Source organism: Kribbella lupini, from assembly GCF_039529595.1.
Classification (GTDB): Bacteria; Actinomycetota; Actinomycetes; order Propionibacteriales; family Kribbellaceae; genus Kribbella; species Kribbella lupini.
In genome coordinates this window covers 201,988-226,922 of the sequence record NZ_BAAANC010000004.1, presented here as the reverse complement: position 1 = coordinate 226,922, position 24,935 = coordinate 201,988, and the positions used below count along the sequence as shown (strand labels likewise).

At 67.3% G+C, this 24,935-nt stretch carries 28 protein-coding genes and 1 tRNA gene; 7 read left to right on the top strand and 22 right to left on the bottom strand.

Annotation, left to right across the window (positions count from 1 at the left end; genetic code table 11):
• Positions 1-5: 5 nt before the first annotated feature.
• Positions 6-1,322: a glycoside hydrolase family 32 protein gene (locus tag ABD235_RS34160; protein WP_344181771.1), complete on the top strand. Its 1,317-nt coding sequence runs from the start codon at positions 6-8 to the stop codon at positions 1,320-1,322.
• Here the strand turns inward: ABD235_RS34160 and ABD235_RS34155 are convergent.
• Together ABD235_RS34155 and ABD235_RS34150 are read right to left on the bottom strand one after the other, a co-directional pair.
• On the bottom strand, positions 1,312-1,614 hold the full coding sequence (locus ABD235_RS34155) for a hypothetical protein (protein ID WP_344181769.1): 303 nt from the start codon (positions 1,612-1,614) through the stop codon (positions 1,312-1,314). The genes ABD235_RS34160 and ABD235_RS34155 overlap by 11 nt on opposite strands.
• Positions 1,611-2,474, bottom strand: coding sequence for a phytanoyl-CoA dioxygenase family protein (locus ABD235_RS34150; RefSeq protein WP_344181767.1), 864 nt, complete (start codon positions 2,472-2,474; stop codon positions 1,611-1,613). Before ABD235_RS34150 ends, ABD235_RS34155 begins: the two co-directional genes overlap by 4 nt.
• A gap of 111 nt (positions 2,475-2,585) precedes the next feature.
• On the opposite strand from ABD235_RS34150, the gene ABD235_RS34145 reads away from it, so the two are divergent.
• The gene (locus ABD235_RS34145) at positions 2,586-3,371 is read left to right on the top strand and encodes an AraC family transcriptional regulator (RefSeq protein ID WP_344181766.1); all 786 of its coding nucleotides are present in this window, start codon (positions 2,586-2,588) and stop codon (positions 3,369-3,371) included.
• Positions 3,372-3,381: 10 nt separating this feature from the next.
• The gene (locus tag ABD235_RS34140) at positions 3,382-4,164 is read left to right on the top strand and encodes an N-acetyltransferase (protein ID WP_344181764.1); all 783 of its coding nucleotides are present in this window, start codon (positions 3,382-3,384) and stop codon (positions 4,162-4,164) included.
• Here ABD235_RS34140 and ABD235_RS34135 read toward each other — a convergent pair.
• Both ABD235_RS34135 and ABD235_RS34130 read right to left on the bottom strand, forming a co-directional pair.
• Positions 4,063-5,091, bottom strand: coding sequence for a phosphotransferase enzyme family protein (locus ABD235_RS34135; protein WP_344181763.1), 1,029 nt, complete (start codon positions 5,089-5,091; stop codon positions 4,063-4,065). The two genes, ABD235_RS34140 and ABD235_RS34135, sit on opposite strands and share 102 nt — an antisense overlap.
• 66 nt (positions 5,092-5,157) lie before the next feature.
• Positions 5,158-5,649, bottom strand: a complete 492-nt coding sequence (locus tag ABD235_RS34130) for a YajQ family cyclic di-GMP-binding protein (protein WP_344181761.1) — start codon at positions 5,647-5,649, stop codon at positions 5,158-5,160.
• A gap of 82 nt (positions 5,650-5,731) precedes the next feature.
• Between ABD235_RS34130 and ABD235_RS34125 the strand changes: the two genes are divergently transcribed.
• A tRNA-Tyr gene (locus tag ABD235_RS34125) sits at positions 5,732-5,814 on the top strand.
• Between the two features lie 121 nt (positions 5,815-5,935).
• On the opposite strand, the gene ABD235_RS34120 is transcribed toward ABD235_RS34125, so the two are convergent.
• The 14 genes from ABD235_RS34120 to ABD235_RS34055 form a co-directional block, all read right to left on the bottom strand.
• Positions 5,936-7,375, bottom strand: a complete 1,440-nt coding sequence (locus ABD235_RS34120; protein WP_344181759.1) for a tyrosine-type recombinase/integrase — start codon at positions 7,373-7,375, stop codon at positions 5,936-5,938.
• Positions 7,372-7,566, bottom strand: coding sequence for a helix-turn-helix transcriptional regulator (locus ABD235_RS34115; protein WP_344181756.1), 195 nt, complete (start codon positions 7,564-7,566; stop codon positions 7,372-7,374). The genes ABD235_RS34120 and ABD235_RS34115 overlap by 4 nt, the downstream gene beginning before the upstream one ends.
• Before the next feature lie 75 nt (positions 7,567-7,641).
• On the bottom strand, positions 7,642-9,165 hold the full coding sequence (locus tag ABD235_RS34110; RefSeq protein WP_344181754.1) for a YfjI family protein: 1,524 nt from the start codon (positions 9,163-9,165) through the stop codon (positions 7,642-7,644).
• 137 nt (positions 9,166-9,302) lie between these two features.
• Positions 9,303-9,779, bottom strand: coding sequence for a DUF2742 domain-containing protein (locus tag ABD235_RS34105; RefSeq protein WP_344181752.1), 477 nt, complete (start codon positions 9,777-9,779; stop codon positions 9,303-9,305).
• 182 nt (positions 9,780-9,961) lie between these two features.
• Positions 9,962-10,309, bottom strand: coding sequence for a hypothetical protein (locus tag ABD235_RS34100; RefSeq protein ID WP_344181751.1), 348 nt, complete (start codon positions 10,307-10,309; stop codon positions 9,962-9,964).
• Positions 10,306-10,629, bottom strand: a complete 324-nt coding sequence (locus ABD235_RS34095) for a hypothetical protein (protein WP_344181750.1) — start codon at positions 10,627-10,629, stop codon at positions 10,306-10,308. Before ABD235_RS34095 ends, ABD235_RS34100 begins: the two co-directional genes overlap by 4 nt.
• 20 nt (positions 10,630-10,649) lie before the next feature.
• Positions 10,650-10,964, bottom strand: a complete 315-nt coding sequence (locus tag ABD235_RS34090; RefSeq protein ID WP_344181748.1) for a hypothetical protein — start codon at positions 10,962-10,964, stop codon at positions 10,650-10,652.
• A 248-nt stretch (positions 10,965-11,212) separates the two neighbouring features.
• The gene (locus tag ABD235_RS34085; RefSeq protein WP_344181746.1) at positions 11,213-13,498 is read right to left on the bottom strand and encodes an ATP-binding protein; all 2,286 of its coding nucleotides are present in this window, start codon (positions 13,496-13,498) and stop codon (positions 11,213-11,215) included.
• Positions 13,495-13,734: a VOC family protein gene (locus tag ABD235_RS34080; RefSeq protein ID WP_344181744.1), complete on the bottom strand. Its 240-nt coding sequence runs from the start codon at positions 13,732-13,734 to the stop codon at positions 13,495-13,497. Before ABD235_RS34080 ends, ABD235_RS34085 begins: the two co-directional genes overlap by 4 nt.
• Positions 13,731-15,305, bottom strand: a complete 1,575-nt coding sequence (locus tag ABD235_RS34075; protein ID WP_344181743.1) for a DNA cytosine methyltransferase — start codon at positions 15,303-15,305, stop codon at positions 13,731-13,733. The genes ABD235_RS34080 and ABD235_RS34075 overlap by 4 nt, the downstream gene beginning before the upstream one ends.
• Before the next feature lie 3 nt (positions 15,306-15,308).
• Complete coding sequence (locus ABD235_RS34070) at positions 15,309-15,548, bottom strand: hypothetical protein (RefSeq protein ID WP_344181741.1); 240 nt, start codon at positions 15,546-15,548, stop codon at positions 15,309-15,311.
• Complete coding sequence (locus tag ABD235_RS34065; protein WP_344181739.1) at positions 15,548-16,540, bottom strand: hypothetical protein; 993 nt, start codon at positions 16,538-16,540, stop codon at positions 15,548-15,550. Before ABD235_RS34065 ends, ABD235_RS34070 begins: the two co-directional genes overlap by 1 nt.
• On the bottom strand, positions 16,537-16,782 hold the full coding sequence (locus ABD235_RS34060) for a hypothetical protein (RefSeq protein WP_344181737.1): 246 nt from the start codon (positions 16,780-16,782) through the stop codon (positions 16,537-16,539). The genes ABD235_RS34065 and ABD235_RS34060 overlap by 4 nt, the downstream gene beginning before the upstream one ends.
• A gap of 154 nt (positions 16,783-16,936) precedes the next feature.
• On the bottom strand, positions 16,937-17,182 hold the full coding sequence (locus ABD235_RS34055) for a DUF6284 family protein (RefSeq protein WP_344181735.1): 246 nt from the start codon (positions 17,180-17,182) through the stop codon (positions 16,937-16,939).
• Between the two features lie 534 nt (positions 17,183-17,716).
• Between ABD235_RS34055 and ABD235_RS34050 the strand changes: the two genes are divergently transcribed.
• Both ABD235_RS34050 and ABD235_RS34045 read left to right on the top strand, forming a co-directional pair.
• On the top strand, positions 17,717-18,910 hold the full coding sequence (locus tag ABD235_RS34050; protein WP_344182697.1) for a helix-turn-helix domain-containing protein: 1,194 nt from the start codon (positions 17,717-17,719) through the stop codon (positions 18,908-18,910).
• Positions 18,907-19,449, top strand: a complete 543-nt coding sequence (locus ABD235_RS34045) for a flavoprotein (protein WP_344181733.1) — start codon at positions 18,907-18,909, stop codon at positions 19,447-19,449. Before ABD235_RS34050 ends, ABD235_RS34045 begins: the two co-directional genes overlap by 4 nt.
• 182 nt (positions 19,450-19,631) lie before the next feature.
• Here the strand turns inward: ABD235_RS34045 and ABD235_RS34040 are convergent, their stop codons facing one another.
• The 3 genes from ABD235_RS34040 to ABD235_RS34030 all read right to left on the bottom strand — a co-directional run bounded on the left by ABD235_RS34040 (position 19,632) and on the right by ABD235_RS34030 (position 23,030).
• Positions 19,632-20,357, bottom strand: a complete 726-nt coding sequence (locus ABD235_RS34040) for a hypothetical protein (RefSeq protein WP_344181731.1) — start codon at positions 20,355-20,357, stop codon at positions 19,632-19,634.
• 154 nt (positions 20,358-20,511) lie between these two features.
• A complete protein-coding gene (locus ABD235_RS34035; RefSeq protein ID WP_344181729.1) occupies positions 20,512-22,209 on the bottom strand; it encodes a hypothetical protein in 1,698 nt (565 codons plus the stop codon).
• Between the two features lie 104 nt (positions 22,210-22,313).
• Positions 22,314-23,030, bottom strand: a complete 717-nt coding sequence (locus ABD235_RS34030) for a hypothetical protein (RefSeq protein WP_344181727.1) — start codon at positions 23,028-23,030, stop codon at positions 22,314-22,316.
• Between the two features lie 486 nt (positions 23,031-23,516).
• On the opposite strand from ABD235_RS34030, the gene ABD235_RS34025 reads away from it, so the two are divergent.
• Positions 23,517-23,888: a nuclear transport factor 2 family protein gene (locus ABD235_RS34025; protein WP_344181725.1), complete on the top strand. Its 372-nt coding sequence runs from the start codon at positions 23,517-23,519 to the stop codon at positions 23,886-23,888.
• A gap of 7 nt (positions 23,889-23,895) precedes the next feature.
• On the opposite strand, the gene ABD235_RS34020 is transcribed toward ABD235_RS34025, so the two are convergent.
• Complete coding sequence (locus tag ABD235_RS34020) at positions 23,896-24,840, bottom strand: tetratricopeptide repeat protein (protein ID WP_344181723.1); 945 nt, start codon at positions 24,838-24,840, stop codon at positions 23,896-23,898.
• Positions 24,841-24,935 lie beyond the last annotated feature (95 nt).

The following is a 24,935-nucleotide window of genomic DNA, read 5'->3' as shown; positions in this document are numbered from 1 at the left end:
ACCGGATGCCGTACGACGAACCGAACCGCGGTCAGGTCCACTTCAGCCCACGCGCGGGCTGGATGAACGACCCGAACGGACTGCTCCACTACCGCGGCATGTACCACTTCTACTTCCAGCACGCCCCGGACAGCCTGGTCTGGGACACGATGCACTGGGGTCACGCGACCAGCCCCGACCTCGTGCACTGGACCCAGCAGCCGAACGCGCTCGTCCCCGGGACTCACCCCGGCGACCTGTGGTCCGGCGGGGGAGTGGTTGACCTGGGCAACACGTCGGGACTGAAGGACGGCCCGGAGGACCCGATCGTGGTCTTCTCCGGGACCCAGGGCGTGCGGATGTTCTACAGCCTCGACGGCGGTTCCACCTTCACGCCGTACGACGACGGCCGGATCATCGCGCAACCGAACGGGCGGGAGAGCCGTGACCCGAAGGTGGTCCGGCACGCGCCGACGTCGCAGTGGGCCATGGTCGTCTGGTCCGATGCCGACGGCAACGGTGTGGACTTCTTCGTGTCGCCGGACCTGAAGACCTGGGAGCGGACCAGCCGGTACGTCGCCGACTGGTTCTTCGAGTGCCCGGACTTCACCCCGATGGAGCTGGACGGCGAGACCGTGTGGGGGCTGCGCGACGCGCGCGGCGCGTACGTCGTCGGCGACTTCGACGGCCGAACCTTCCGGACGTCGTGGACCGAGCCGCAGACGATCACACGCAATCCAGGTGCCGCGGGCGGCGACTACTACGCGGCCCAGTCCTTCGAGAACCTGCCCGACGGTCGTGTCGTCACGATGGCCTGGCAGGGCCGCAACAAGGGCTCGGTCTGGACCGGGAACGCGAGCTTCCCGGTGCAGCAACGTCTGGTCGGCACGCCCGACGGTCCGCGCATCCTCAGTGAGCCGGTCGACGAGCTGCGGTCGCTGCGCACCTCGACGTCCACCTGGGAGACGCCCACAGTTGCCCAAGGCACCACGTCGATCGGGTCGGGCCGGACCTTCGAACTGGAAGCGACCCTCGACCTGAGTGCCTCAGCGGCCGAGACCTTCACGCTCCGTCTCCGCGGACACCACGACCTCACCTACGACGTCCGAGCACAGCAGCTCGACGGTTACGACGTACCGGTCGCCCCCGATGGAACCCTCACCCTGCGGCTCCTCGTCGACCGGGGTCAGCTCGCGATCTTCTCGGGTCTCGCCTACGTCTGCCGGAACGTGGACTTCGACAGCGAGGCCGCCGGCGACGAGCTCGAACTCGTCACCGACGGCCCGCTGCGGGTGCGATCGCTGGCATTGCACCAGCTCGCGTCGAGCTGGGTCAGACCGTGACGAGCTTCTCGAAGAAGAACTCGTGCTTGAGGAACGACACGTCGTACTCGTGACCGTGCTGCGGCGGCAGCAGCTGCGCGGCCTGGAACAGGCGCCAGCCGTCCTTCAGTGCCTCAAGGCCCGACGCGTACGGCGGGACGTCGCTGTCGCCGGTCGTCGGCGAGGTCGCGCCGGTGCCGTCGTACGTCGACCAGCCGACCGTGCGCGCGTCGAGCGCGGACGAGGCCAGGTAGAGCACGAGGACCTGCTGGCGGACCGTGGTCTTGGTCGGGTCAGGGGCAGTCGTCGTCATGAGGCGTCCTTCTTCGCGGCGTGCGGGTTGAGGCTGCGCTGGGAGATCACGCGCTGCGGGCGGTTGGAGACCCGGGTGACCCAGTAGTCGGGGTCGAAGGTGTCGTCGCCGGTCAGGTGCTGCCAGAGCTTGACCCGGTTGTAGATCTCCAGCCGGCCCGTCGCGTTCTCGTACCAGGGGAAGGTCTGGCTGAGCTCGGCCGCGACCTGCTCGTCGTACAGGTCCTCGAGGTCCCACAACCGGACCTGACGGACGGTCGGGTTGAAGCGGATCTTGAACATGTAGCGGTCGATCGCGCTGTCGTTGCGGCGGCCGCCGTGCCAGATGCCGTGGTGCAGGAAGACGACGGTCCCGGCCGGGCAGGTCAGCCGGGTCTGGCCGAGCAGGTTCTGGTAGCGGCCGGTGTCGGACTCGTTGGTCCGGCGCAGATGGCTGCCGGGCACGCTCAGGGTGCCGCCCATCTCGAGCGTCACCTCCTGCGGGTAGTACATCAGCTGCACGTCGAAGGCGTCCTCGCGGACGTCGATGATCGCGTCACCGTGCAGGTTCTGCGCCTCGCCCTCGTCGGCCTTGCGGATGTGCACGGCGTGGTGGTCGACGGTCGGCTCGGGGCCGACCAGGCTGTGGATCGCGCCGGCGATCTCGGGCAGCTGCACCAGCCGCTGCACGAACTCGCTGTCCGTAAACGCCTCCGACAGCGGGGTGCCGTACGGGACGCCGGGGATGCCGGCCTTGAGCACGTCGAGGGCCTGCTGGTTCATCTCGTCCGGAACGACGGCGTCCATCCGGTACGCGCCGGTGGCGACGAAATGAGCCATCTGGACCGAGGTGAGCAGGTTCTTGCGATGCGGGTGGGGCATGTCTCTCCCTCTCGGGGCGACTGGTCCGTGGTGGTTCGTACTCGTCCAGGTTAAGAAGATGTCCCGTGATTTCGCGTCGGTCTGAATCACCACTGGTGGTAATTTCTCACCATGCTTCGGTTAGCCTTGGCTCAGCCGCCGGAGGTCGTCAACCTCGGCGCGGGCGTGCACGGTGTGCATCGCCGGCGCGACAACTTCCAGCTGCCCGACCTGTGGCAGCTGCACCTGTACAGCTACTCGGCCGACCTGACGTTGGACGGTACGACGTACGCCGTCGCGCCCGGTTTCGTCAGCCTGACGCCGGCCGGGGTGCCGGTGCAGTTCGACTACCGCGGGCGCTCGGAGCACCTGTACGTGCACTTCCGCCCGCGCCCCGGCGGCGAACCGTCGTACGTGCCGGAAGTCCAGGACGCCGGTGCCGTCGCGCCGGTGCTCGCCGATCTGCTGCGCTCCGCTGTGGAGGCATCGGCGACCGGATCCGCGCGCGTGGTCGCGGAGGTGTGGACGGCGCTCTGGCGGATCGCCAACCTGTCGGCCGGGACGGATTTCGAGCGTGGCACCCACCCCGCCGTCGCCACGGCGATCGCCTACATCGAGGCCAACCTGGCCCGCCCGCTGACCGTCCCCGAGCTCGCCCGCGAGGCCGGCGTCTCGCACAACCACCTCACCCGGCTCTTCCACGCCGAAACTGGTACGACGGTGATCGCGTACCTGCGGCGCCGCCGGCTGACCCGCGCCCGGCACCTCCTGGTCGCCTCGACACTCTCGATCCCGGCCGTGGCCGCGTCGGTCGGCATCCCCGACCTGCAGGCCTTCAACAAGGCATGCCACCGCGAACTCGGCGGCTCACCCCGCGCCGTACGAAATGCAGTGGTCGCGAGCGGCGGCACGACCTAGCCTCGGCCGCATGCTGATCCCGGTCGCCGACGCTCCTGAACTCGACGAGGAGGCCTCGACGGTCTTCGCCGAGGGATGGCCGGAGTTCATCTTCCACGACGCAGTGGCCAAGCAGTACGCCGAGCGTCGGGACCGGTACTTCGCGGACTGGAACTTCTACTACGTCGCCGAGCCGCCTGCCGCCTCTCCTCGCGCTGGCTCTCCCGCTCTCGCCGCCGCTCCTCCCGCGGCGCAGCCGCGGTTGATCGCGGGGTGCTGGGGCGTTCCGCTGGCGTGGGACGGATCGATCCCCGACCTCCCCGGCGGCTACACCGACGCCCTGGCCCGGAGCGTCACGTCGTACGAGTCCGGCATCCAGCCCAACACCTTCGTCCTCATGGCCGCCGCCGTCCGCGCCGACCAGCAAGGCCAAGGCACCGCCGCCGCGCTCATCACCGCCGTCCGCGACCGAGCCGTCGCCCACGGCCTCACGCAAGTGATCGCGCCCCTCCGCCCCACCCTGAAGACCCGCTACCCCCTCACCGACATCGCGACGTACCAGACCTGGACCCGCCCCGACGGCCTCCCGCTCGACCCGTGGCTCCGCACCCACGTCCGCCTCGGCGCCACGATCCTGGCCCCGGCTCCGACCTCCCAGACCATCACCGGCTCGGTCGCCGACTGGGAGAAGTGGACCGGCATGCCGTTCCCCTCAGACGGGACCTACACCATCCCCGCCGGCCTCTCGACCCTCACCATCACCAACGGCGTCGGCACCTACACCGAGCCCAACATCTGGGTCCGCCACGCGTAGCAGCCCGCCTGGACCGAGAACGCCGCGCAGAATCTCCAGGGCCTGCTCGCGATCCGGGCCGGTGATGACCTGCTCGGCCCAGAGCCCGACCTCTTCCTGGACTCGGGCGCGCCGGTAGTACCGCAGGTTGACGCGATCCAGCTCGACCTCGCCGTACCCGGCGAAGAACGCGTCGAGCTGCACGGCCGTGGTCGGCCCGAGCGTGCCCATCCCGCCGAGGAGGAACATCAGATCCTGCTCGCGCGGCGCCAGTACGGCGTCGTCCCAGTCGATCAGCTGCACGCCGTCGCCGCCGACGATCACGTTGCCCAGATGCGGATCCGCGTGACAGATCACCGCTCGACCGCGCGGCTGGTCCACCGCCTCCAGCAACCTGAGAATCGCCTCACGATGCCCGAGCCAAAGCTCCGCCAGCTCAGCCTCGATCGCATCGGCCTCCCCGCGCCGCCCGGTCAGCCGCGCGTCCAGATCCCGCAGCAACCCGGGCATCCGCGCATTCACCGGATTCAACCGCGGCAACACCCGCCGCAACTCCTCGGACGGCTCCACCGAGTGCACGCCGGCCAGCAGTACGCCGTACGCCGCCCACTGCTCCTCACTCACCCCGACCGCGGCCGCCGACTCCCCATCCACCCAAGGCGCCACCGTCAGCCGCCGCCCACCCCGCACACTCCAGAGCCCACCCGCCCGAGTCCGCACCGGCCCGGCGACCCCAAGAACCCCCGCCAACTCCGCACTCACCAGCGGCCCGGCATCCGTCCCGCCACCGGACCACTTGACGGCGTACGAGCGAATGCCACCCCGACTCTGCGAATCCGCCCTCCACACCTCGGCCGCGAGGTCCGCACCCCCGTGAACCCGCGTGAGTTCGACCACACGGAGCCCGTAGTCCTCGAGCAGCCAGTCCCGCAGCGCCGGTGTGTTCACGGCGCTCAGGATGCCCGGCCAAGGGCGGTTCGGCGAGCGATTTGGCCGGGCGTCTCCCGCGCGCGATCAGCGGTAGTTGACGAACTGCACCGCGAAGTCGAGGTCCTGGCCCTTGATCAGCGACTGGACCGCCTGCAGGTCGTCGCGGCTCTTGCTGGAGACCCGCAGCTCGTCGCCCTGGATCTGCGCCTTGACGCCCTTCGGCCCCTCGTCGCGGATCAGCTTGGACAGCTTCTTCGCGTTCTCCTGCGTGATCCCCGCGCTGATCGTGGCGTTGATCTTGTAGATCTTGCCGGACAGCTTCGGCTCGTCGGCCTCCAGCCCCTTGAGCGAGATCTGCCGCTTGACCAGCTTGTCCTTGAGCACGTCCAGTACGGCGTTGACGCGCTCCTCGGTGTTGGCCTGCATGTCGATCGCCTCGCCGGACAGCTTGATCCCCGCGTCGACGTTCTTGAAGTCGAACCGCTGGCTGATCTCCTTCGCCGCCTGGTTCACGGCGTTGTCCACCTCCTGCTGGTCGACCTTGTTCACGATGTCGAAGGAGGACTCCGAAGCCATGGGCACTTCCCTTCCGATTTGCTGTGAGGGGCACTGTCTGTTGTATCGTCTCTCACGCCGCTCCTCGGAGCAGCACCACCCTGGCAGGTTGCCCGAGCGGCCAAAGGGAGCAGACTGTAAATCTGTCGGCTTATGCCTACGCAGGTTCGAACCCTGCACCTGCCACAGGGCAAGAAAGAGCCCCTGACCTGCGGAAACGCAGGCCAGGGGCTCTTTCGCTGTGTCCGGCCGTCACCGGCCGTCATTGGCGATCTACGGCTGTCCGTCCCGAATGCGTCCCAAACTCTCAGGCGGCCACCGCGGGCAGCGGCGCTAGGGCTGCCTCGATCCGCCGGCGGGCAGCTTCCTCCTGGCCGTCGATGCAACCGGCGTAGACGTCCAGCAGGACCTTCACGCTGTGTCCGGCCCATTGCGCCACCAGCGTCGCGGGAACCCCGGCGTTGAGCTGCAGGCTGACGCCGGCGTGCCGGAGGTCGTACGGCCTGCGAGCTAGTGGTGAGAGGAACTGTTGTTCGGTCAGCGCCTTCTTGCGAGCCTTCGCCCAGGTGCGCGAGAGCGTGTTCGGATGCACTGGGTTGCAGTACGCCTTCGGAGGGACGCGTCCGAAGCGACCGACGCGGGTCACGAACAAGCGACCACCCGGGCCGGGCCCATGGACTTCGAGGTGTCGCCTCAGCAGGGCAACCAGCTCGGGGCAGATCGGCACGCGCCGCGTGCTGTTCTCGGCTCGGTGCTTCAGCGGTCGTTCTTCCCGGACCTCTCCGGTGTCGCTCCAGGTCTGACCGGTCTGCTGCGTCGAACCGTCGAGCAACATTTCGCCCCAGCCTTCCTCGGGCAGGCTCAAGAGGTGTGATTCTGCGAGGTGGCGAACTTCTGCTGGACGCATCGCCGCGAGGTACATGCAGCCGTAGTACGCCTCCAGTGACGGATAAATCTCCCGGACTGCCGCCAGCAGGGAACGGACTTGTTCCGGATTCGCCAGCACGCGGGGATCGACCTTTTCGTCGTGCTGTGGTGCCTTCCAACTGACCGTGTCGAATGGATGCGTTTGGAGCAGCTTCAGTTCTACGGCGTACCGCAACGCGCCGTGCAGGGTCGCCCGGCGTCGGGTGATTGTGCTCGGTGCCGCCGCCTTGCCGTTCTGGCGAATGGCCAGTTTGTCGAGGACGTTCCGCACAATCTCGGCGTCCTCGAACTTCGACAGTTCCAGCGTGCCGGTCATTAACCAGTCGATCGTGCCCGCGAGGGCAGCGGGCGGCTGGGCGTGATCGAGCGACTGGCCGTCGCGTGCGGCTTTGCTGAATGCCCAACCGTGGAGTGCTTTGCGGATCTGCGCATCGGAGGGGCGATTCCGTTGGTCGGTGAGCAAGGCGAAGGTTGCCTGCGTCAGGGTCTCGGAGATTCCGCGCCGGTGGCCAGGGGAAACGTGCGGCCACTTGACGTCCACGTACTGGCAGGCGTGCTGGAACCAGGTCCGGCTGTACAGCTTCCGCGCCATCGGTGCGGGCAGCCCGCTCTTCTTGTCGAACGGAACGCCTTCCCGGGCTGCCGCGAGCAGTGAGGCTTCGAACGATTCGGCGAGCTTCTTGTGAGTGAAGCTCTCTCCGAATCGCTCGCCGGCGACGACCCAGCGAGGACGGTAGGTGGTCTTGGTCTTTCCCTTGTAGACCTCCATCTTGTGAAAGCGCACGTCGTAGGTGAGGTCCATCTTGTGGCCGCTGTTCATGCTGCCTCCTGCAAAGAATCGAGCCAGCTGTCGAGGTCGGTACGACGGACTCGCAGCTCACCGTTAGGGAGCTTGAAGCAGCGGGGAGCCTTCTTGGCGGCCCGCCAGTCGTAGAAAGTCGAGCGGGCTACGCCCAGCTCGGAACACACGTCGGCGATCGTCAGGTGTGCCCGCTGTATCGGGGTTGCCATCGTCACGCAGGTGTCTCCTTCGGAGTTGAGATGTGGCCTGACAGAACTGACAAAACTGACAAAACCGGTATCTGGTCAGGAGGTTGTGTGGGTGGCGGGGTGGACTTCGTAGGTGGTGCTAGGGCGGCCTCCTTTGCTGGTGGTCTGGGTCAGTCGGGGGCGGATGTGGCCGTGTTCGGTGAGCAGGGTGAGTGCGGGGTCGAGGTCTTTGGCGGTGGCGAATCGGTTGCCTTGGAGGCCGCGTAGTGCGTCGCGGCGGGTGAAGATGTCGAGGCCGCGTTTGCGGATCCAGTCGAGGACGGTGCGGGCATCGTCCAGGTCGGGGTCGGAGCGGCCCATGAGGTCGTAGACGGCCAGGGCGTGATCGAGGTAGTAGCGGCCGACGGCTTCAGCAGCGCGCATGGTGTCGTCGGTGATGGGCTGGGCGTAGCCGTGGTGGAAGGTGTGCGCGACGTGCAGGAGTGCGGAGAGGCGGACGGTCGCGCCGGCGAGCTTGGAGGCCCAGTCGGTGATGGGCGCGAGCTGTCCTGTGCGGGGGTCGAGTCGGGGTTCCAGCCAGTCTTGGAACTCGAGCAGGACCTGTCGGGCGTCGGGTGTCAGGTCCAGCTGGCGCGGGCCGTCGTCGGGGTTGCTGTACTGGTCGCCCGCGAGCACCAGGACGAGGGTCCGCAGGGCATCGGCGTAGGTGGTTTCCACGGCTTCGGAGACCGGTTCGGCCTGGTTGTTGCGCGAGCCGACGGTGTTGGCCGGGAGGCTGTACAGGATGCGTGCCAGCACGCCCCGGTCACGGAATCCGGGCATCGCCGCGAGACCGGCCAGGGTGCCGGGCTGGGTGGTGACTCCCAGCGTCAGCGCAGGCCGCTCGATCGTCTCGGCCGGGCGGCCCTTGCGGTCCACCTGGAGCTTGTCGCCGGCGTGGCCCTTGAGGAACACCCCGAGGTTGGGCGCGGCTGAGTAGCGGGTGCCGGTGAGGGTGGCGAACACGTCGCCCTCGGCCGACAGGACCGCCATCCGGCCGCCGTGCGCGGCGAGCAGGGAGATGCAGGACTCCGGGGTGACGTCGTCGGTCATCAGCCGGGGCAGCTCCGGTACGACGATGCCGGTGGCTTCCTTCGCGGCGGCGGTGGCGTCGGCCAGCGCCTCGGTCGGGTTGGCCTGCGCGACCTCGGCCTTCTTGGCGAGCTGTTCGGCGCGCGCCCAAGCGACCCGCGACGCCAGCTCGGCCTCGACGCGCTGCTCTGCGACCAGCTCGCGCAGGGCGTCTTCGGCGGCCGACAGCGGAGAGGTCATCGCCCGGAACACCGGCGACTTGCGCGAGCCGGGCGGCAGCGCGGTCACCGTGTACAGGTTGACCTGCTCGGTCCACGACCGATCGACCTTGACCAGGACCCGGCCACCGGCGGCGGTGGACAGGCACGCCAGCGCCACCGACGCGGCCAGGTCCAACGGCGTCTGGGTCGCCTCGGCCACCGCGGTCACCTGGTCGGCCAGCCAGCCGGGGAACACCTCGACCGGGAACGGGCGCAGCAACCGGTCGGTGCGCAGCGGCACCGGCGCACCGTCCCAGACCGGTCCGCCGGCCTCGGCCGGGGACGCCATTTGATCGTGATGCCTAGGTGTGTGCTGAGTTTTTCCGGGTCGGTGGAGTTGTACCGGTGCGGCCGGTTCAGGGGTCCAGGGGTCGTCTTCGGGCGGCTCGGTGATCGGGGGCAGCCAGTCGGGGAGTTCAGCGGCGCTCATGCGGCTTGGCCCTCCTGTGCGGCGTTCTGCGCGGCGTCGGCGGTCGGGTGGGGCTGGTAGTCGCCGGGGCGTGGTCTGCGGGCTTCTGCGACCCGTTGCGCCTCGGTCATCGACAGCCGCCTGCCGAGCTCGCGCATCGACGGGTCGAGCAGGCTGCGGACCATCCGCCGGGCCATCGCGGCGTGCTCGCCGGCATGGTCGCTTCGCCAGTGCTCCCACGCGGTCTGGTCGGCCGCGCGGTGGGCGTCCAGCTCGGCGGCCAGCCGGGCGGGCAGGTCGTCGCGGGCGGTGGCCCAGCATTCGGCCGCGACGATCGCGGCGGCGAGCTTGCGAGGGTCGGTGTCGGCCAGCCGCGCCCACGCAGGACTGCCGTAGCGCGGCCGGTCGTTGATGTGGGCAACCATCGTCTTCGCCCATGACGTGCGCTCGTGGGTGAGGGCCGGTTCGGTGGGGGTGAAGCGTGGGGGCAACATCGGTCGGACTCCTTCGCTCGCGTCGCGTACTGGCTTGGTGCTGGGTGCCGGGAGGGCATGACACAACTGACAGAACTGACACAACTGGGGGTTCTGTCGGTTTTGTCGGTTCTGTCAGGAGGTGCGCGGCCCTCCCGGCGGGGGCTGTGTCGGTTTTGTCAGTTGTGTCAGGGCGCGGCGTGCTAGGCGGCCTGGTCGCCGAACAGGTCGAGCTGGTCGGGGTCGATGGCGGTCTGGGCGTTGATCGCGGCGCGCCGGGTGGCGGTCTCGCAGCCTGCGCACAGCGCCACCAGGGCGGCGGTGGTGACGGCGGCGGTCAGGGTGACCGTGGGGTCGGCGGGGACGGCGGCGAGCCGGTGCGCGGCACCGTGGACGGTCCCGCAGCGGCCTTCGGTCTTGCGATGGGGCTTGCCGCACCGGCCGGTGCATTCGCAGCGCCATCCCGCGCCGGACAGCACGGTCTGCCAGGTCGCAGCGCCGATCATCGGCGGACGGAACGGGTCGAAGCTCACCGCGCCGACGCCGGTCATGCGGCGGCCTCGTGGACGTAGTGCACGGGCTTGCCAGTGCGGTGGGCGTGCTCGATCTCGCGGCGGGTGGATGTGCCGATGTAGCCGCCGGGGTTGACGATCAGGACCCAGCAGGCGAGGTCGATCTTGGTCAGGTGCAGCGCGTCGAGGCGCTGCTTGTCGTCGTCGGTCATGGCGTCGCCGGCGTGGGCGAACACGCCGGGCGCGAGCACGATGTTCCCGGCCAGGGTCAGCTCACGGTTCGCGGCGGCGATCTGGTCACGGAAGCGGGTGGACCCGCAGATGGTCACCACGTGCGGCTGGGTGGTGGGGGTGTTCATGGCTGGGTTCTCCTTGCGGTTCAGTGGTTGTCGCGGTGGTCGAGGAGGCGGCGGCCGATGCGCTTGCGTCGGCCGGTGCCTTTGCAGCGGGGGCAGTTGCGGAACTTCTTGCCTGACGGGGAGCGGGACTTGCCCGCGCCGTCGCAGCGTCCGCAGTTGGCGTATGGCCAGACGGCGCAGGCCAGCAGGTACAGGCCCCCGACGATCAGCGCGGCGACGGCCAGGACCGCGACCTGTTCGGGGCGGCTGAGCGCTTCGGTCGCGTCGGCGGCGGTCGTCGCGGCGAGCATCAGGCCGGAGCTGGCGAGCAGTACGGCGTGAACGGGATCAGTCACGATCATCACTCTCTGTAGCATCGGGTGGGCGTGGTTAGGGGAGGCGATCGCCTGCTGGCGGGCCGCCGGGTCGGTTGGTCTGGGTTGGTTAGCTGGCGGTGACCGGGTTAGGTCTCTAACCCGGAGCCGTTTCGGCGGTTAATCCGCCTCTGACCTGCGGTTAGTTAGCGAGTGAGGTGGGTTAACCGGAGGCCGGAAACCGCTGGTGGGAGCCGGTTCGGAGCGGTTGGCGGCCCCCGGTTGCCGAGCTAACTGGCGATCGGGTCGGCGTCGTCTTCGGTGTCGTCGGCCGCGCCGGCGTCGCGCTCCCGCAGCACGATCGCGTCACGCACGGTAGCGGGATCGAGCGGGTAGCGGTTCCCGGTCGAGGGCACCTTGATCCCGTGCTCGGCCGCGAGGATCTCCCGCAGGGCCTTGCCGGTCAGGCTCTGGTAAGGCGTCCAGGTCGGCGCGAGCCGCTTGAGCAGGGCGGGCACGTCGGCGATCGCGACAGGATTGGTGTCGAGGACCTCGTCCAGGTCGGCGAGCAGGTCGCGGCTCTCGATCTCGGGGCGTCGGGCCTCGCTCGGCGCGGGCAGCTTGCGCTTGGCGATCGCGGCCAGAGCACGGTCGATGATCGGCGTGATCTGGTCGTTGCCCTCGGCACCGTCCAGGAAGTACCACTGCAACGTCTCGTACTTCGCGGCGCTGAAGCCCTTCACGATCGCCGTGCCGCGGTTCTCACCGGGGATGAGGTCGGTGGCCCGTACGCCCTGCTTGAAGGCGCCCTGGCCCAGCAGGCCGTCGTTGGCGACGTAGTCCTGCACGTAGAACGCGCAGTTGTTGGTGACGTTGCGGGTCACGTCCTTGGGGAGTGAGGTCGCGGTCGGGGCCTGGGTCGAGACCCGGAAGTGCATGCCGCGCTTGCGGCCGAGCTTCACCAGACCGATGGCGTACTTGGCGATGTCCGCGCCGTACTCCTCGTGCTGGAACGCCACGTGCGCCTCTTCGAGCAGACCCACCAGCGGGTGCAGGCCGACGTTCTTGTCCGCGAGTTCGCGGGTGACGTGCTCGACCTGGTAGGTCTTGAGCAGCTCACCGCGCCGCTCCATCTCCTCGAACATCTCCTTGAGGTCGTCGCGGATCTGGCGGATCGACTCGTCGTCAGCGCCCATGACGTAGCGCGAGCAGCGGCGCTTGAACCGCTCGAAGTCGAAGTTCTGGTCCGGCACCCAGATCCGCATCTCGACGGTCGGGTCCAGCGCGCAGCCGGCCATGAACGTCTTCGACGCCGACGACTTGCCCTGTCCCGGCGCGCCACCCACGATCGAGTTGCGGCCCATCACCGGTTCGCGCAGATCGTCGCCGCGCAGCGTCTTGCCCGCCGGGACGCCCTTGAACACGTCCACCAGGCCCTCGGTCAGCAGCGGGTAGCTACCGGGACCACCGGCGAGCGCGCCCTTGTCGGCAACCCACAGGTCCAAGATCCCGGCCTCGTCACCGGTGGTCGGCCACACCTCGGAGCCGGCGCGGTGCAGGCTGGTCGCCAGCGCGACGCGACGCTTGGAGATCTCCTCTGCGGGCACGCCGCCAGGCAGCCGGATCAGCGCGTGCGTGCCACGGCCCTGCTGGCGTGCCGGGGTGATGAACTGGAGCTTGTAGCCCTGCTTCAGGTAGCGGGTGATGTTCGGGATGCGCAGCGAGTCCAGCGCCTGCGCGATGGTGGACTCATCGATCGCCATGTCCAGCTCGGTGTCGGCCGTGGTGACCATCCACGCGGGCGGTTCAGCGATGCGCTTGCCCTCGCGGAACAGCGCGATCACGACCAGCACCGGCAGCGCGAACGTGAGCACCGTCCACGCCACCCCACCAACCGCGATCACGAGACCGATGAGCGCGAAGAATCCGGCCCACACGCCGCTGAACGACCCCGACCCGGTGAGCTTGGCGAACACCGCGATCACGAACACGATCACCGGCGTCGCGAGCGTCGCACCGACCGCGACCTTCAGCACACCCCACGCGAGCTTGGGAGCGTCCATCAGCCGGTTGTGGCGGCGCTCGGTGGCCAGCTCCTTAGCGGCGGTCCACTCCTTCAGCGCCTCGCGGTCACCAGCGGCCTCAGCGGCCTTGATCTGACGCCGGTAGACGCCCATCGTCCCCGCGTCCCATGCCCGCTTGGCGTAGGACTCGCCACCCTTGACGACCGTGTACGCAGCCCGCGCGGTGACCTTGCCCGTCGTCTTGGTCCGGTCGTGGGTCGCGACCCGCTTGGCGACCTGCCCGGTACTCACCGCGCGCCGGACCAGCGCCCCGCGGCTGGCCAGTCGCTGGTCGAGCGCGGCCGACTCCTCCTCGCTCAGCACCTCGCCTTCGATCACCTCGGCGTCCACGACTTCGTGAACGTCGCCGTGAATGTCGGTCGTGTCGATGCGCTCGGAGGTTTCGTGAACGATGCCCTGGTCGGTGTCGTGAACGTCGCCGTGAACGGGCTCGTGAACCTCGGCGTGAAGCCGGTGCACGTTGTCGCGGCCGGTGTCGTCGTGACTGGTCATGCGTTCCTCCGGTCGGTGTCCGGGGTGGTCTGCGAGTTGGCCGGCCGGGCGATCAGGTAGACCCGGATCGCCGTCGTACGGCGGTTGCGGAAGGGACGCGACGGCATCGAGACGATCTCGACTCCGGCGGCGGTCAGGTCGGCCAGGACGGCGGCCACGTCGGTGGCCTGTCCGATCAGCCGGACCCCGACCGTGCCGCTGGCCGGTGCGCCGTTGATGGTGCGGTGGCTGGTCATGCCGCGCTCCGCTCTGTCAGCTCAGCGGTGCCGTCCCAGCCGCCCAGATCGTGGCCGACGCACACGGCGGTGGAGGCGACCAGGTCGCGGGCGTTCGGCGGGCAGACGGCGTTGCCGATCATGCGGGCCTGCTCGCGCTTGGTGCCGAGCACGACGTAGCCGGGCGTGAACGCCATCCCGGCGGCCTGCTCGCGCGGCTCCAGCATCCGCAGCTCGCAGTCCTCGACGTTCGGGGTGCCGTACTCGAGAACCGACTGATGCCCGGCGGTGGTCAGCGTGCGCAGCGGCTCGTTCACCGGCGTGCTCATTTCCGATCCGTCGCCCCGGCTGGAGTTGTTCCGCATCACCAGCGCGAACCGGTCGCGGGTGGTGAACGTGCCGTGCGGCTCGTCGGTGGTCCGGGCGGTCGCGTTGCCGTAGTACGGCACCAGCAGCGCGTGATGGTTGCCCGAGGCAGCGAAGGTGTCGAACACCTGCCCGGTCGTCTTCGCGGTGTTGTTGGCCCGCAGCGGCACCACCAGCGCCTCGGATTCGGTCGTGGTGCGGGTCCGCATCACGTCCAGCACCGAGCTGGCGTCGTTGTTCCAGGTGCCCCCGGCCGGGACCAGCAGCGCGTTCTCGTTGCGCGTCGTCTGGGTCCGCAGGACCGCAGTGACCGGGAACGGGCGCTTGCCGTCGCGGCCCTCCATCGGGATCACCATCGGCACGCCACCGCGCGCCTGCTTCTCCAGCGCGGCCACGATGCGTTGCATGGTCTTGGCGGCCAGCGGGCGCGTCCGGTCACCGATCCGCGTCCCCCGCAGGCTCCAGTCGATCGCCGACCCGGCAGGCAGCCAGCCCGGCTCCACGACCGCGTTGCGGCAGGTGACGCGCGGGCAGCGCCACACGTACTGGGCGCGGTAGCGGCCCCACGCCTTGGCGGGGTTCTTCCAGGCCTGCATGGCCCGCACGACCTCGTCGCAGCCGGGGCAGTAGGCCAGCGGGCGGGTCCACCGGTCCAGGTCCGGGTGCGGGGTGCCGCGCTGGTGGCACACGACGTACACGCGGTCCCTGGACTGCGGGGCGGGCAGCCCGCCGGCCTGGGCGTGCATCGAGTTCTGGTAGACGACGTGCAGGCAGTAGTCGATGGCCTCCATCGAGTTGCGCCACGTGCCCCACAGCACCCACTTGGCCACGTCCACGACGTTCTCGACGATCACGACCGGGTAGCGGTGGAACTCGGCGAACCGCACCACGTCCCACATCGTCGCCCGCGACCGCTCAGCGGCCTCGTCCGGCAGGACCTCGCCGAACAGGTCCGGCGTCCGGTCGACGTTGCGCTTGCGGGCCTTGGCGATCGAGTGGTTCGTGCACTCCGGGGAGAACCACGCCGCCATCGTGCGGGGGTAGCGGCGCGGATCGACCTGCGACAGGTCGGCGCAGTCGTGGTCGGTGGTCGGGTGATTGGTGTTGTGGGTCTCGACCGCGAGCCGCCAGTGGTTCGCGGCCATCACGATCTCCACACCGGGAACCTTCTTGGCGCCCGAGCTGGTACCGCCGGAGCCACAGAAGAAGTCAGTCCAGTCGTACATGGGTCAGGCCTCCAGAGCGCGCAGGTCGAGGTCGTTGAGCAGGTCGAACAACTGGCCGGGCTCGACGGCGATCAGCCCGCGGTACAGGCCGTCTTCGGGATCGAACGTCGGCCGCGCGGTGATGCCGAAGTCGGCGAGCTTGCGGCAGGCGCGCAGCGCGTAGTCGCGGGTCGCCTGGTCGTCGTCGTCCTGGCCGGCGGGCCACGTGGCGCGGTCATCGGGGTTGGGGTACGGGGTCGGCATCACGCGGCCTTCCTCTCGATCGACTCCGGCGCGTTGGAGTCCTTCCATGTGCGGTGTTCGGTCGCCATCTCCAGGATTTGGCGGACCTGTGCGGCGACCTTGGGCGACAGGCCAGCCGAGCAGCCGGTGGCCTTGCGCGCCCACGCCGGCGTGATGGTGCTCGAGTCGGTCTCGCCGTCGAGTGCGAACACGGCGTCCTTGACGTAGTCGCCCAGCAGCTTGCGGCCGGGCTTCGCCGTTGCCTTCTTGCGCGGCTTCGCCGACGCCTTCCGTGGCACATGACCAGCAGTGGCCGTACCGCTGGTGGTCTGCCCTGTCGCGGGCGGCTGCGCGGTGATCTGAGCGGTTCCTCCGACCGCGAGAGCCGTCAGTGCTTCCGGGGCGCTGACGATCGGCTCAGCGGCCTTCTGCGGGTCGGCCAGAGCTGCCGCCTGCTCGGCCCGCAGGACGGCTTCGGTGAGCCGGTCGCGCAGCACCGGCGCGGTCTCGGCCGCGCAGAACACCAGCAGCGGCGGGACCGAGTGCAGCACGATCCCGGCCAGGTCGCGGGTCGCGAAGGAGTGCCAGGTGTTCATCACGAACGTCGCGCCGAACGCGAACCGCTTCGTCCGCGAGATCCACTTGCCGGTGTCGCTGACCTGGTACCGGGCGGTGATCTGCTCAGCCCGAAGAACCGCGATCAGCACCAGCGACACCATCGGATCCAGCAGCCAAGCCGCGACCCACGGCAGCGACCCGACCGGGGCACCGTCGGCGGCGAACGCCTGAACATTGACCATCGTGAACGCCAGACCGAGCACGATCCCGACCCACATCAACACGTCCACCTGCGTGCGGATCGACTCCACCCGCAGCGCCACGACGTCGGGATGGGTGGACAGCGCCCTGACCTGCGACGCCTCGGCGGCCGCGGTGCGCAGCCGCGCAACGCTCGACTTCTGCTCGGCCTGCTCCACCGCGGCCGGCGCGGTCACAGCAACGTCGGTGCTCATCGGGTGACCTCCTGCGTCATCGCCGTACGGGCATCGGCCAGGAACCCGGCCAGCACCCACAGGTCGCCGTGCGCGGTCGCGGCCTCGGCCGACACCGCACCAGGGCGCGGCATCTCACCGGTCAGCACGAACCGCGTCAGGTGCTCGAACCGTGCGGCCAACTCCTGGGCCACGTCGGCGGTGGCGTCTATCCCCAGCCGCGCGGCCCAGGCCTCGGGGAGGCTCACGGTGCGGCGGCTCATCGCTTGCCCGCCTTGCTGGCGTGGGTGTTCGAGCGGTTCGTGTGCAGGTGCGGGCAGCAAACCGGTGACCCACAGAACCGGTAGTGCTTCGGGCTGCACCACGCGGCGCAACCGGTACGGACCCCGGTGTTGCGCGGCTTGCTCGGCTTCCTCATCACGCCGCACCGTCCTCGACCTGGTCGGCGGTCAGCTCGCGGCGGGCGGCCAGGGCGCGGCGCTCGGCGCGGCGTACCCGGCGGCGGTCCAGCGCCGACGCGGCCGGCCCGGCGGTGATCAGCGCAATCTCGGCGTCCAGTACGTCCAGCTCGGCCGCGATGACCGGCCATTCGGCGTCGATCGCCGCCAGGTCCGCCGCGCTCGGCTCGTCGTTCGGGACGGCCTGAAGGTGGATGATGTTCACGGGTTGTGCTCCTGTCTCAAGCAGATGTGTGCGACCCAGACGCCTCGGCGGTAGCCGCCGCCGGGGCGTCATAACAACTCAGTTGCGAAACTGTGTTGCGCAACAAACTAGCGGATAGATTCAGGGTTGCGCAAGTGGGGCGCGGTACTCTTGTTGCGTGGCTGATCTACGAGATGACCTGTCGGCGGCTACACGCCGCTATCGCGAGACCGAGGCTGCGCACGAGGAGGCCCGGCAGGAGGTACTGGCCGCGGTTCTGGCCTCTCTACGAGCTGGCGTGACGCCGACTGAAGTCGAGCGGCTGTCGCCCTTCACGGCGGCCTACATTCGGAAGGTCGCGCGAGCTGAGGGAGTTCCGCCCGCGCCGCCTGGTCCGAAGCGGGCCGCGGTGGGGGAGTCGGGGCGTTCATGACCTCAGCGTCGGGCCGATTTTGGGGAGCGGGGCGCACTCGCCAGGCTGCGTACTTTTGTGCGCAATGGCCTGGCCTTCAGGGGGTTCACTAGAGGAACCACGCGAGCTGAGGGGAAGTGCAGATGCACGTAGGAGAGCGGATCGGGGCTTACCGCAAGCGACGCGGTATGTCCCAAGACGCCTTGGCCGGCCTCATCGGAATGTCGCGGTCCTGGCTGTCGCAGGTCGAGCGCGGTATCCGGGGCGTTGACCGACTGTCCACCCTGAACGACCTAGCCACCGTCCTGCGCATCGACGTCGCCGACCTCATCGGTCGTGACTGGGTGCTCGCTCCAGATGCCTCGGAGCAGGTCGGGGCCGTGGATGCCGTCCGCAGCCAACTTGCGGGCTACCACCACCTGCTGGGGGAGCGGGCAACTCCCTGGCCGCTCCCGCAGCTCCGCACCGGTGCGGTGCAGGTGAACCAGGCCTACCAGGCGGCGAAGTACCAGTCCGCGACGGCGATGCTCCCCGACCTCATCCAAGCGGCCGACGCGTACGACGGCTACCAAGGCCGCGACGGCCGTGAGACCCACCTCGCGCGCTGCTCTGTCTACTCCGCAGCGGCAAAGCTTCTGACCAAGGTGGGGGAGCATCAGCTCGGCTGGCTTGCTGCGGACCGAGCAACTCACGCTGCCATGGCAGCCGAGTCGAAGACCGCTCAAGGGATGGCGGCCTACCAGGTCGTCTGCGCCCTCCTGCGCAGCCAGCGGACCGACGACGCCGAACGGATCGCGGTCCGGTCGGCCGAGGGGCTCATGTCGATGACCGGTTCCGACGCGCCAGACGCAGTCTCGCTCGCTGGGTCGCTTTGGCTGATCTCGTCAGTCATCGCCGCCCGCCGTTCTGACCGGGCGACCTCAACCGAACGCCTAGCGACGGCTGACCAGCTTGCCGGTCTACTCGCTCACGACGGCAACCACTGGTGGACCGCCTTCGGGCCGACCAACGTCATGATCCACAGGGCGTCCGTCGCCTCGGAGTTCGGCGATCCGTCCGGAGTGCTGCGCGTCGCAGCCGAGATCGACACCGATTCGCTCCCGGCGGGTCTGCAAGGTCGCCGCTCGCGCCTCCACATCGACCTCGCGTGGGCGCAAGCGCAAGCCAAGAACGACATGGAAGCGATTCTGCATCTCAAGCAGGCCGAGCGAGTTGCTCCCGAGTCGATTCGCTATCACACCATCGCGCGCGAACTGGTCCGCGAACTCCTCAAGCGCTCTCGCAGACCCACGCCAGCCCTAACCGCCATCGCTACCCGCGCAGGAGTTCTTTCGTGACCCGACGCACCCTGTACCTCGTTACCTGCGGGGCACCCTTGGCAAGTCGAATCGGAGACGGTGTGCGCGCCGCCCGAGACCAGGGCTGGGATCCTTACGTCATCCCCACAGATGCCGCCCTTCCATGGCTTGAAGGTCAAGACCTCGATGGGGTTCGAGTTTTGACCGACAATCGCAAGCCCGGCGAGCCGAAGCGTGCCCCAGCGGCGGATGCGGTAGCCGTGGTCCCCGCCACCTTCAACACTCTTAATGCGTGGGCCAACGGCAACGCAAACACCTACCCGCTAACTACTCTGTGCGCTGCCCTCGGTGCTCGGACGCGCACTGTCGCGGTTCCTTTTGCCAAGCATGATCTCGCCGGCCATCCGGCATGGCTGGCCTCGATCGCTGTTTTGCGATATGCGGGAGTTCGACTAGTTGATGCCCACGACGGTTCGGTCGCATCGCTCGAACCTATCTCGTCTGGCACAGGAGATCGTGTTGCCGAAGACTTTCGTTGGGACTGGGTCCTTGACCGACTCGGCATCAGCGCCGAGTAAGGAGCCGGGTCGATAATGCGGTAGCAGCCCGTCATGCGCCGTTCCCTGATTGACGAGATGTGTAAGGAGCTTGCTGTCAGTCTCGTTCCTGCTCGGCGTGCAGGGGATAGGCGACACCTGATGACGCCAGGTCGTTCCGCCAGCAGCGAGCGGTCCGCTAGGGCAGTGGGACCGCCCTGGGTCTAAGTCGCGCCGGCCGCACGGCGAGCTGCAACGGAAGATCGGATGGATCTATAAGCCTGATACGCGTTGGGGTTGAGGGACTTGTCTCCGGTGGTTCGGTTGCTCTCGATGTCACCGGTCGACTTGAATAGCTCCCACAAAGCTGTAAACGAGGAAGCATCATCAGACCAAGAGCCGGACATGTGGTTCTGATCTAGCCATTCCCGGAGAATGTTCTCAAAAAGGGTCTGATTAAATGATCGCAATGTCGCGACAATGACGCTGGTGATGTCGTAGATTGCCTGTGGAGACCCGAATGATATCCACGTGTTCGGTGGCACCTTGAGGACCCTTGCGTTCCTTGTCGACACTTGCCCACCCGCATGCATGGCTGCGTGGCGAATATGGCAAATACGCTCGAACTCATCAAGAAGCCGCAGTAAGGATCGAGAATCCTTAAACGCGGTTCCAGCTATCTTCTTCGCCCATCCCGTAACGTTCTCCTTGCTGGACAGGCTTGACGTATCCAGAAGTCCCCGAACGGCCTCGGCTACTGAACCCGAAAATACAAATTCCATCCGGGTTTCCAAAGGTTCAACCCGCTGCGCACAATACTCGCAGACGTTGACGATCTCAGTCAGGATGGTACGAAAGTAGTCTTCGGCCGCGGCTACCGCTGAGGAGCTCAAAATGAGGCCATGCTGAGATTTCCATTTAGGGGTCAGATCGAAAGTGAGTTGAGTCACGACGAGTAGTGAATCAAAGGCATTATCGATCGGAGATCTTCCGGCTGAGCCGTGTCGAACCGATGAAATCGAGTTGTTCGCCAATTGTGCAATACTCGTCCCACCCAAGGCGGATGTCGAGGCAAGGCAAACCTGTGGGAATGAGTGCGGCATTCTACAGTGTCACAAACTCTTCGGCGCGAGTCTTAATTCGGGCAGACCAGGTCTTCCCGATACTCGGAACGGTTCGTAATTGGCTACCAGATTCGTCCAGGATGATATCCTGGACGGTCTTCATGTTGGTGAACTCAAGAATTCTTTCGGTCTTGACGGTTGTGAGGTTGAGTCTTTCGATGGAAGATGACAAGAGTTCCAGATAGACAGACTGCTCTTGCAGTGCATGCCCGCATTTATAACAGAAGACAGCATCGTCAGAGATGCGCGGCGTGCCACATTTGGGGCATGGGGAGAGATTCAACTGGCATCGTTCTGCCTGATGTTCCGAGAGTATGCGGCGTGGTTGCCGGCGAACAAAGTCGTCGGCGTTTTGTCGATGCAATGCGGCATTGAACTGCGCTGCGGAAGGCGTTTGGGCGAGCCCCAATGCGTTCTCGGATATGAGTAGCGAAGTGTGGATTTGGACTTTCTCATACCGATCGCTTCCTCGTGATACTGGTCCAATCCTGCGCACAACTCCGGCGTACTCGAGCAAAGAAATGACCTGCGTGAGATCCGAGTCCCATGGCTGCGCTACTGCCACGCCGATATACTTCGCGCCGCCTACCTCTCGGTTGCGATTGGTCGTTCTGATTTCGGAAATCATTGAACTTTGGACTTCAAGACCAACCTGAATGAAGTTCTCGTACCGTGGAAGCTTCCTAGATATCTCCTCAAAGAGTGCCCTGACGCGTCGCGCATTCTGGGTTACTGCGTCCCTCATCATTCGTAGAGTTGGTGCCGTCGGGACGAGCGCACCGTCATCTTCCTCCGCGTCTCCGAGAGAGTCCGACAGGATATTGAGAAAGTTTCGCGGCAAGCCGAATGCGGCTTGTGCTGCGATGTCCACATGCGATGGGCGCATTTTTTCCTGGAGATTGACCGGGAATCTAGCCGTGAAAATTGCCCGCATGGCCTTAAGATATTCGGTATTATCAGGTCGAATCCAAACCTCAATCTCCTCAGCCTCGTGTCCCACGTTGAAGAATGGACTGTAGGAGGTCACGCCAGGGTAAATAGCCGCTTTGCATGCGACGGTGCGCGATCGAAGCGCTCGGAAAACTTCAAAGAATTCTCGCTGTTGCTGCTGCATAAATGCGTGCGCGGCGTCATCCATGAGGAGGACGGCTCTAGTTCGGCCAAGTTGCTCGCACCAGCCTTCGATGCGCGACAACAGTTCTGCAGGAGCTATAGGAGGGGGCGTGGACGTGGGCGTCCTGCCGATCGAGGTCTGCAGCTCGTTTACGAATTTCGTGCCAGCGTCCGCGAGCTGGCGCATATCCTTCGGGCAGTCCGCGCCGAGACTTTCTGCAAGCCCTAGGATGATCTTGTATACGAGCCACTGTCGAAAGTGCTCCAGCGCCCGCTCGGATCGGAGCATCAGTGGTTCGAGCGCCAGATGCTGCGAGTAGTTGATGTAGGCGACTAGCACGTTGTCGCGCTCAAGGAGCTTGTAGTAGGCGCGCTTCAGGTAGTTGGACTTTCCGGATCCCCGCGGGCCTTTGAGCAACTTCGGCCCAGGCCCCATCAGCCGGCGCAGCACAGACTCATCGCCAGGAACGGTCGCGGTGAGGCGTTCGAGATCCTCCTGGGTAAGGTCTTCGGCTCTGAGGGTATATAGCGCTTCGAGGTCTAAGCCCTCTGCCTTGGCTTGCATAACCGGACAGGTTACTGGACGTTCCCTGGTCTCGACAGCACCCAGACCGTTGTCGTCGCCGATGCGCCGTCGCTTTCGCCGTGCTGAACGAGGCCAGATGGCCGCTACTTCAGTGTGATCGCCACCTGGCTTGCTGGAACGATGACGGTTGACCGGCCATCTCGGAAGACTGCTGCACCGTTCGCCGTTCCGAGGCATCGAAGCTGTGGCGATCTCAACCCGGCAGGCCGAGTGTTCGGGCTACCTAGCCATTCAACAGCGCACGGCTCGGATTTGATGTCGAGGACTCGGATTCCAACGAATGTCAACGGAGTGACCGACCGGCCCTCCTCGGCGGCATCAGCTGCCCTCTCGACCCGCGCCCACCCAGCCGTGAGGGCGATCGTTAGCCCGATGCCCCCGACCATCGCCCATCTGAGAGCGAAGTCCAACCTGCTGGGCCAGGGATAGCGGCTCAACCCAAGGACGGCCGGAATCAACAGGGTCAAAGGGAAGACCGATATCGAGCGATCGAATCGCTCGATCCACTCGCGACCCCGCACTTGGCTCCACTCGTCTTCCCAAAGTTTGCCGAGCTGCACGCGCTGGTGCTGGGGTAGCCACGAGCGGTAGAGCCAGACGATAACCCAGGCTACGAACAGGCCGATAAGACTGAGGAAAACGATGGCTAGCGACACAACGACAATGAGGCCCAGCAGGATCACAACGCCAGCAACAGCGCGAGAAACGATCGCGGTCCGGTCCAGGCCTACGTCACTTGGTTCGATGCCGAGCCGCGAATAGTACTTCTCGTAGTAGAGCGACAGAACGAGGTAGAGCACCAGGGCAGCTGTGCCTCCAAGTTGCAGCAGCAACTGGAGGTTGACCTCAGTCGTGGTTGACGGTTTCGCGCGGCGCGCTGCGCGACGCTCTGCGATGGTCGACTGTGACCTACCCGCGAGGCCGCGTCCTCTCGGCTCACTTACTTTCACAAAGCTATTAGATCCGATCGTCACATCGTTGGGGGCCTTTCGCGGCGCGCTCTTTCAGTCGCGGCGGCGCTTTGGCAGCTGACCCTGCGAGGAAGCTCTCCCCACCGGCCTCCCAAAGCTCGGACAGTCGATCGTGTTTCCGCAGGTCAGGCGCGGGTGCGGATCTCGACTGTAAATCTGTCGGCTTATGCCTACGCAGGTTCGAACCCTGCACCTGCCACAGGGCTGAAAGCGCCCCTGACCCACGGGTCAGGGGCGCTTCTCGTTCTCCAGGGTTCGGCGGGGTGCCGGCGGCCCCTGCCGCGGCTAGCGTCGTCCGTGACGAAGGGGTTGGGGATGACGGTCGAGGACGAGGTGCGGGCGGTGTCGGCGGCGTTCGACGCGGCGCTGGTGGGGAACGACGCGGAGGCGGTCGGGCGGTTCATGACCGACGACTGGGTGTACGTCGGGCCGTTCGGCGCGACTCCCCGGAAGGACATCCTCGGCTGGATCGCGTCCGGGCACCTGGTCCACGACACCATGCGCGTCGTCGGCGCCGAGCGGCTCGCCCGCGTCGGCGACGCCGTCGTACTGACCGCCCGCAAGGCCAGCTCGGGATCCTGGGCCGGCACGCCCTACACGGCAGACGAGTGGATCAGCGAGGTCTATGTCCGTGTCGACGGCAGCTGGCAATGCGCCTTCAGTCAGAAGACCGACGCTTCCGGCTGAGACGCGTTCACCAGAGGAACGTCAGCTCCGCCAGTACGACGTGCGGCCGCGCGGCCAGCCAGGGGTCGAGGCAGGCGCGGAGGTCGGCCTCGGAGCCGGCCAAGCCGAGGATCGTCGCGTCGGATGCGGCCGGGGCGTGATCGTGGGCGCTGCCGGGGGAGCCGTGGGAGCAGTCGGCGCACAGGAGTCGGACGCCGGACCAGTCGTCGAGGCCCAGGCCGGCGGGTCCGAAGGTGTCGGCGAGGGTCACGAGATCGCCAGGGGTGGCGCCGGTGAGTTGGGCCTGCCAGGTCGGCAGGTCTGACGACTCCAACCGGGCGAGCTCGTCGAAGACCGAGATCTCCTGCTCGCCGTACCGGCGGGTGCCCTTCGGCTCACCGTCGTGCAGGACGACGTCGCGGAAGCGGTGGCCCGAGGCGGGGAACGGGACGTTCGAGATCACCGCGTGGGCGGGGCTGCGGCGCCAGCACCAGACGACCTCGGTGTCGCCGAAGTCGGGGACCACCTGGTGCGGCAGGCTCGGGCGGTCCGGGTTGACGCGGATCGGCACGGAACCGAAGTCCAGGTCGATCGGCTCGGAGCCGGCGTCGATGCCGTCGATCCCGTACGCCGTCCACGCGCGCCGCGCGGTCGCCCAGTCACCGAGGGCGGTCGCGGCGATGCCGAGGTTCCACGCGGCCGGGTTCACGCCGTCGAAGGCGGCCGCGTTCTCCGGGGTGAACAGCTCGACCGCGCGCTGGTTCCGCGCTGCCGACTCGGCCCAGTCGGCCCGGGCCTTGGAGTGCATCCCGGCCTCGAACCAGATCTCGAAGAACCCGGGCACCAGTTCGAGCATCTCCGCCGCCGCCCGGCTCGCCGCCGCGGCGTCCCCGGCCTCGTCGGCCTGCTTCCACTCGGCCCAGACCGTCCCCGCCGTCCGGCCGTTCGACGTACCATCCCCCTGCGCAGTCATGCCGCGCATCCTGCCGCACGATCCCGGGGAATAGGCGGCGGCCGGACCGGAGTTGCTGGTTGTGGAAGACCCATGAAGTGATCGAGGAGAAGAGC